The sequence below is a fragment of the Streptomyces sp. LaBMicrA B280 genome, assembly GCF_049222185.1.
Lineage (GTDB): Bacteria > Actinomycetota > Actinomycetes > Streptomycetales > Streptomycetaceae > Streptomyces > Streptomyces murinus.
Window position 1 is genome coordinate 1 of the sequence record NZ_JBMJCT010000048.1, and the last position, 5,146, is coordinate 5,146.

Sequence of the window (5,146 nt, forward strand, 5' to 3'; positions counted from 1 at the left end):
GCGCGCGGCCACGCTCCGCGGGCACGACGCGCCGGCCCTACGGGCCGGGAGCCACCGAGCCGCTCCGCGGCTCCAACTTCCTTGCTTCGCAAGGAAGTTGATGCGGCATCACTCCGTGACGCCGAAGGAATTCGCTCCGCGAATTCCCAAAAGCAGCAGCTACAGCAACGGGCGGCGCTCTCGGAGTGCGAAGCTGACGCTGCGTCAGCTTCTGTCATGAAAACCATTTCAGGGTTAGATATTTGTAATCCACGCAATGTGCAACTTCTTTTCCGGAAAATGCATTTGACGCGTGGAGAGATTAAAAATGCCCTTGAGGAAGGGGAAAGTGATCGCGATATAAAAGGAATGCACCCTGCTTACCCGGCTTACGGAACTAGCCGAACGGCAGGCCCCAGCCGTAACCTCGTCTTCCTCCCGGCTCCCCCAGCTGCTCGGCTCTCACCCAGAAGTCTTCGGCTAACCCTCCCCCGCATCATCGCCCGGGAGTGGATCGGTAACTCCCAGGCGGATGCCACGCGATTCGGCCACGCGAAGCACGTCGGACAGGCATTCGGACAGACGGACTGCAATGAACTTCAGCACGTGCAGGTCCAGTTGGTCAGGGCCCTCCATCAAGCGGCGTGCATGAGCGAGCACTTCACGACCGTCCCGTGTCTGCTCAACTTCCATGACATCCGCGAGGGCAGAAATAACACTGTCCTCGCTCGCGGGTGAAAACCAGCAGGCTTTGCCTTCATTCGTCCATGGCAATAGCCTCAGCGACCCCATGTTGCCGCCCTTTTCTTCGTGCACCACTTTGTTGGCCATATTTCAACGCTACGGACCACAGATGCCCTACGTCGATGGCACTTTGATGAGGCATCAGTCAGAAATACCACGCGCTGTCACGCCGGTAGTTGCACCAAGTCGGCCAACTTCCGCATCTCATGAGTCAGCGTCCGGCGCTTGCTCATGATGCGGCCCAGCACGTCCCGGGCGTACTGCTGGTTCGGGAGCCACTGCGGAGAGCCGGCGCGGATCTTCTGGAAGGTGTCCATAGCTTCCGCGTACTGCCGGAGCTGCGTGTGGGCGTTCGCCACATCGAGCAGGTGACGGTTCCGGTTGTTCGAGGTGGGCTTCAGACTGTCTGCCGGGATGCGTGAGGCGAGGGTGAGCACTTTGTCCGACTGGCCGGCCACCATCGCGTTCTCCGTGCGCTTCAGGGCCACGGTGACTGGCCCGAAGGTTCGTAGGAAGTCGCCTTCGGGGGTGCATTCACGTCCGAGGGCGACGGCGGCCGAGTGAGCGAGTCGTAGAGCGTCCTCGGCCTCGCCGGGGCGGTTGTCGCGGATCGCCGCGGCCGACAGACGGAGTAGGAGCCAGCCCCATGTGCTGAGTTCGGATGGCGTGGCGCGGGACATGCGGGGTTCGACTTCGTCAGCCCAGTGCACGGCAAGTTCTCGGGCCTGGGCGAGCTTTCCGCGGCGTAGCAGGAGCCAGCACTGGGTGTTGATGGTAGCGGCGGTTTGTACGTGGTCGGCGGCGTCGTCGAGGGCGTGTTCCAGGGCCATTTCGGCTGCGTCGAATTGCCGTGTCTGGGTCATCAGCCAGCCGGTGAGCTCCAGGAGGCGGGCGCGGAGTGGTCGGGCGCGGGGGTCTGTCTCAGTGAGGGCTTCCATATCGCGTAGGAGGGGTGGCAGCACTGTTCTGAGGGCATCGAAGCGATCCGTTGAGAACAGGGGCGTGGCTGCCTGGAGCGCGGCTCGTACGCCGTCGTAGGTGGGTGCTTCCGCAGCCCCGGTGAGGTCGGGCGTGGCTGCGAGGGCGGCGTGTACGGGTGTCCAGCGGTTCACTGTGTCGGTGCTGGCTGGTGTCTCGGTGTGCTCGGTGATGAGTCGGGTGGTGGGGACTTTCAGCGCGCTGGCGAGTTGGCGGGCGGTTTCGAGGCGGGTGTCGTTGCGTTCGCCTTGTTCCAGCTTGCGGATGAGGGAGAGAGAGACGCCCGAGCGTTCGGATAGTTCGCGCTGGCTGAGGCCGCGGCGTTTGCGGGTGTCGCGGAGGCGTTCACCGAGGTTGACGCTCATGTGTCGAGGATACGGCGTGCGGCGTTGCGTGGGGTGCCAGTTGATCGGCTCTGCGCTATGGCTGCCTAGATCGACTGCTCGCCGCTCAAGACCGCCTGCTGATCGCGGCGGCGATCTGCTTGAACCTCAATAGCGGCTTGCCTGTACGGGGATTGGCCGCACAGGCAAGGAGTCGGCATAATTCATTACCAATTTCGCCGTGGCTGGCGCTGAGGTTTACATTTCGTTCCACAATGCTGGTGACGTGGTGGAGTTCGCCTTTGCCGGCTTCTTCAGTAGGGGCTCTCCGTAGAGGAGTTCTACGAAGTCTTTGCTGGGTGGGTAGCCTCCGGAGCGTTCTTGCACGAAGGCTCGGATCGTGGCGCGGCGCGCGGCGGCTGTAGTGGCCTGGGCCAGTACGCCTGCGTCGAGGGTCTCCTGGACCAGGGCGGGGAGGTTGGCGGTGAAGTCGGCGTAGATTTTTTTGGAGGTCTCGGCGATGCGCAGGGTGGCCTCGTTCAGTGCGTCGTAGCCGAGTCGGCTCAATCCGTTGTAGCGGTGTGAGCGCAGTTCGGGGAAGGAGCGCAGGGTGATGCGTTCCCTCTCCGCGTTTTTGGTTGCCTCGCGGAATTCTGGCAGGGCGTGGAGGAGCTCAGCGAGTCGGTCGACTTCTTCTGGTGTCGAGGGCAGGTCCTCGGGCTGTGCTTGTTCACCTTCTGGTAGGTATTCCTCTTCCATTTCGAGTAGCTGGTCCTCGAGTTGATCCCACCATGATGCCTCGGTGCTCCATAGGTGAACGACGCCACCGGTCACGAACTGAAGTCGAAGCTTTCGGCAGCGTCCGTGTTCCTGCTCGGCGCTATGGCGCAGGTGCGCGTAGCGTTCACGGCCGGACTTGTCCAGGTCGGCAATGGTGTCCTCCTCCAGGGTGAGGTCGCTGGCATCGAATGCATCGGCCTGCCGGTATAGGAAGGGAGCCTGCGCGCGGGACGCCAGGGCGACGAAGTCCTCTGCTGTCATTTCTTTGGGGCCGACTGTGTAGGTCGGGGCTTGGCCGGTAATAGGGCCGTCGAGGAGTTCGAGTTGGTGTGCGGTTGCCCAGTCGGGCAATGCGGTGGAGATGCTGTCTAGTTCCGGCAAGCACTCCGATTCGTCCGGAGACGGCAAGGTGGGCCCCTGTGCGGGCGTAGGCGTCGTCAAGGTCATGGGGGGCCTTTCGCTACATGGGCGCCAGGTGGACCTGGCGGTCACCTCGTCTGATTGAGGCGACAGCCGCACGCTAGGGCGGGCCGCTGACATCCTGTCCCCTGTATGGCGTAATTCCGGACCAGGGATGGACAAAGGATCACCTGTAGGGAGTAGCTGAGGGGATGAGTGGTGACAGCCGTCTACGTGGAGAGGGGCTGCTGAGTGCCGCAGCGCTGCGCTGCCTCGTGCGAGTCGTACGTACCCGAGAGTTGGATTTGATCTCCGGTCCGGTTCTTAGGCTGCGAATCCGACCGAGGTGACGTATTCGTATTTCCCCCATTGTGAGCCGAGGTTGACGATTTGGTCGATCCAGGCTTCGTCGAGGGCTCGGGTTTTGCCTTTGGACCAGGCGTCGATGATGGCGTCCCAGTTGCGGATGTTGAGTCTGCGGTATTCGAGGACGCGTTGGTGGGGAATGGGTACGTGGGTTTGGTCGAGGGGGTGGATTTCTACGCGTGTGCCGCCGCCTGCGTTGAGGCGTTTGAGGAGGTATCGGGCGACGTTGCGGCGGCGTAGTGCTCGGTAGGCGGTGTCGATTTTGGTGAGGTTGGCTTTGTTGGGGCGTTGTTTGCCGGAGAGCCAGGCTTTGAGGGTGCGGGGGGTGACGGTGATGCCGGCTTGGTGTATGGCGTCGTGTCCGGCGGTTGAGCGGGTGAGGTAGCGCAGGCGGGCTGAGAGGCCGCGGGAGGAGGTGATGGGTGAGGTGATGCCTCCGGTGAGGGTGTCGAGTACGTGGGCTGCGGCTTCGCTTCCGCGTTGGCCGTGGGCGCCGTAGTGTCCGAAGTCGTGTGTTCTGTCGGGCATGTGGGGTTCTTACTGCCGGCTGGTTTCGGGGGTGTATACGTCTTTGATTTTTACTTGTGTCACGCCGCGTCCTTCTGTGAATACTTGTCGCCAGTCGCCGGCGATGTGGAGTTCGTCGGTTCCCATGACGCGCATGACGGTCAGTCCGGCGGTGTGTGCTTTATGGGCTTTGAGCCATAGGTTGACGAATGCTTGTGAGCGGATGATGTGCATCCAGTCCGGGCGGTAGAGTGCTCTGTTGAAGTTCGACTCTCCCATGGTGGACACAAACTTAGAATACATGGATTTCACGTATTCCAGGGTGACTTCGTCTTCTTCGGTGATGGCTTTTTCTCGGGCGTCGCGGAGGGCTTGGCGGAATTTCTCGAAGAGTTGTTCCGTGGCTCCGGAGGTGAAGGATTCGTGGATGACGGGCGGGTCGCACAGGGGGCCGTACTGGTCGGTGGCGAGGCGTTGGAGGAGGCGGAGGGTGGGTTCGGTGACCCAGACGGGGCCTGGTTCCTCGCGGTTGCCGAGTGGGTTGGGGAGGTAGGGGTGGTGGTCCCATTCGGGTGGGGTGATGAGGTGGATTCCGGCGCGGCGGCGGGAGTGGACGTTTCCGGTGGAGTATTCGAGGGCGCCGAGCGGGAGGTGGGTTTTGAGGGCGGAGAGGTAGGCGCCGTTGATGTCGAGGGCGGTTACTTCTCCGGGGGTGGGGGGTGGGTCGAGGCGTGTCCAGTGGGGGCGGGCTTCCCATACCTCGTCGGCGCCGTGGGCGGTCTTCTTGCGGAGGATGTCGGGGAGTGGGGGGTGGCCGACGATGTCGTAGCGGGCGCCGATGCGGCAGGTGTCGAGGAGGGCCATGGCGTCGGGGATCGCCCGGCGTTGCAGTTCGGCGGTTGCTGCCTGGGTGTCGCCGTGGTGGGCGGCGAGGGCTTCGTGTACGGCTCGTGCGATCAGGGCGGGGGTGCGGGGCTGGTTTTGCTGCGGGGGGCGGTGGGGTGTGGGGGGTTGCTGGTGGGTGGGGGGTGCGGTGGGGGTGGGGGCTTGTTCGGGGTGGGGTGGGGTGG

Annotated in this window: 5 protein-coding genes; all 5 read right to left on the reverse strand. The window is 63.2% G+C overall.

Features of this window, described 5'->3' with window-relative positions; all coding sequences use genetic code 11:
• Window positions 1–459 precede the first annotated feature (459 nt).
• On the reverse strand, window positions 460–810 hold the full coding sequence (locus ACLF5H_RS30310) for a hypothetical protein (protein WP_421679196.1): 351 nt from the start codon (window positions 808–810) through the stop codon (window positions 460–462).
• Between the two features lie 77 nt (window positions 811–887).
• Window positions 888–2,066 carry a helix-turn-helix domain-containing protein gene (locus ACLF5H_RS30315; RefSeq protein WP_421679197.1) on the reverse strand — a complete coding sequence of 393 codons (1,179 nt, stop codon included), beginning with the start codon at window positions 2,064–2,066 and terminating at the stop codon, window positions 888–890.
• Window positions 2,067–2,282: 216 nt separating this feature from the next.
• Window positions 2,283–3,251, reverse strand: a complete 969-nt coding sequence (locus tag ACLF5H_RS30320; protein WP_421679198.1) for a hypothetical protein — start codon at window positions 3,249–3,251, stop codon at window positions 2,283–2,285.
• Window positions 3,252–3,527: 276 nt separating this feature from the next.
• Window positions 3,528–4,097: a transcriptional regulator gene (locus ACLF5H_RS30325; RefSeq protein ID WP_421679199.1), complete on the reverse strand. Its 570-nt coding sequence runs from the start codon at window positions 4,095–4,097 to the stop codon at window positions 3,528–3,530.
• 9 nt (window positions 4,098–4,106) lie between these two features.
• Window positions 4,107–5,146: transcriptional regulator (locus tag ACLF5H_RS30330; RefSeq protein ID WP_421679200.1), on the reverse strand; the 1,040-nt coding region annotated here is incomplete at its 5' end.

Bases quoted from the DNA above. Each gene is read 5' to 3' on its own strand.
- ACLF5H_RS30325 (WP_421679199.1), bottom strand. From the start codon at position 4,097: ATGCCCGACAGAACACACGACTTCGGACACTACGGCGCCCACGGCCAA.
- ACLF5H_RS30315 (WP_421679197.1), bottom strand. From the start codon at position 2,066: ATGAGCGTCAACCTCGGTGAACGCCTCCGCGACACCCGCAAACGCCGC.
- ACLF5H_RS30310 (WP_421679196.1), bottom strand. From the start codon at position 810: ATGGCCAACAAAGTGGTGCACGAAGAAAAGGGCGGCAACATGGGGTCG.
- ACLF5H_RS30320 (WP_421679198.1), bottom strand. From the start codon at position 3,251: ATGACCTTGACGACGCCTACGCCCGCACAGGGGCCCACCTTGCCGTCT.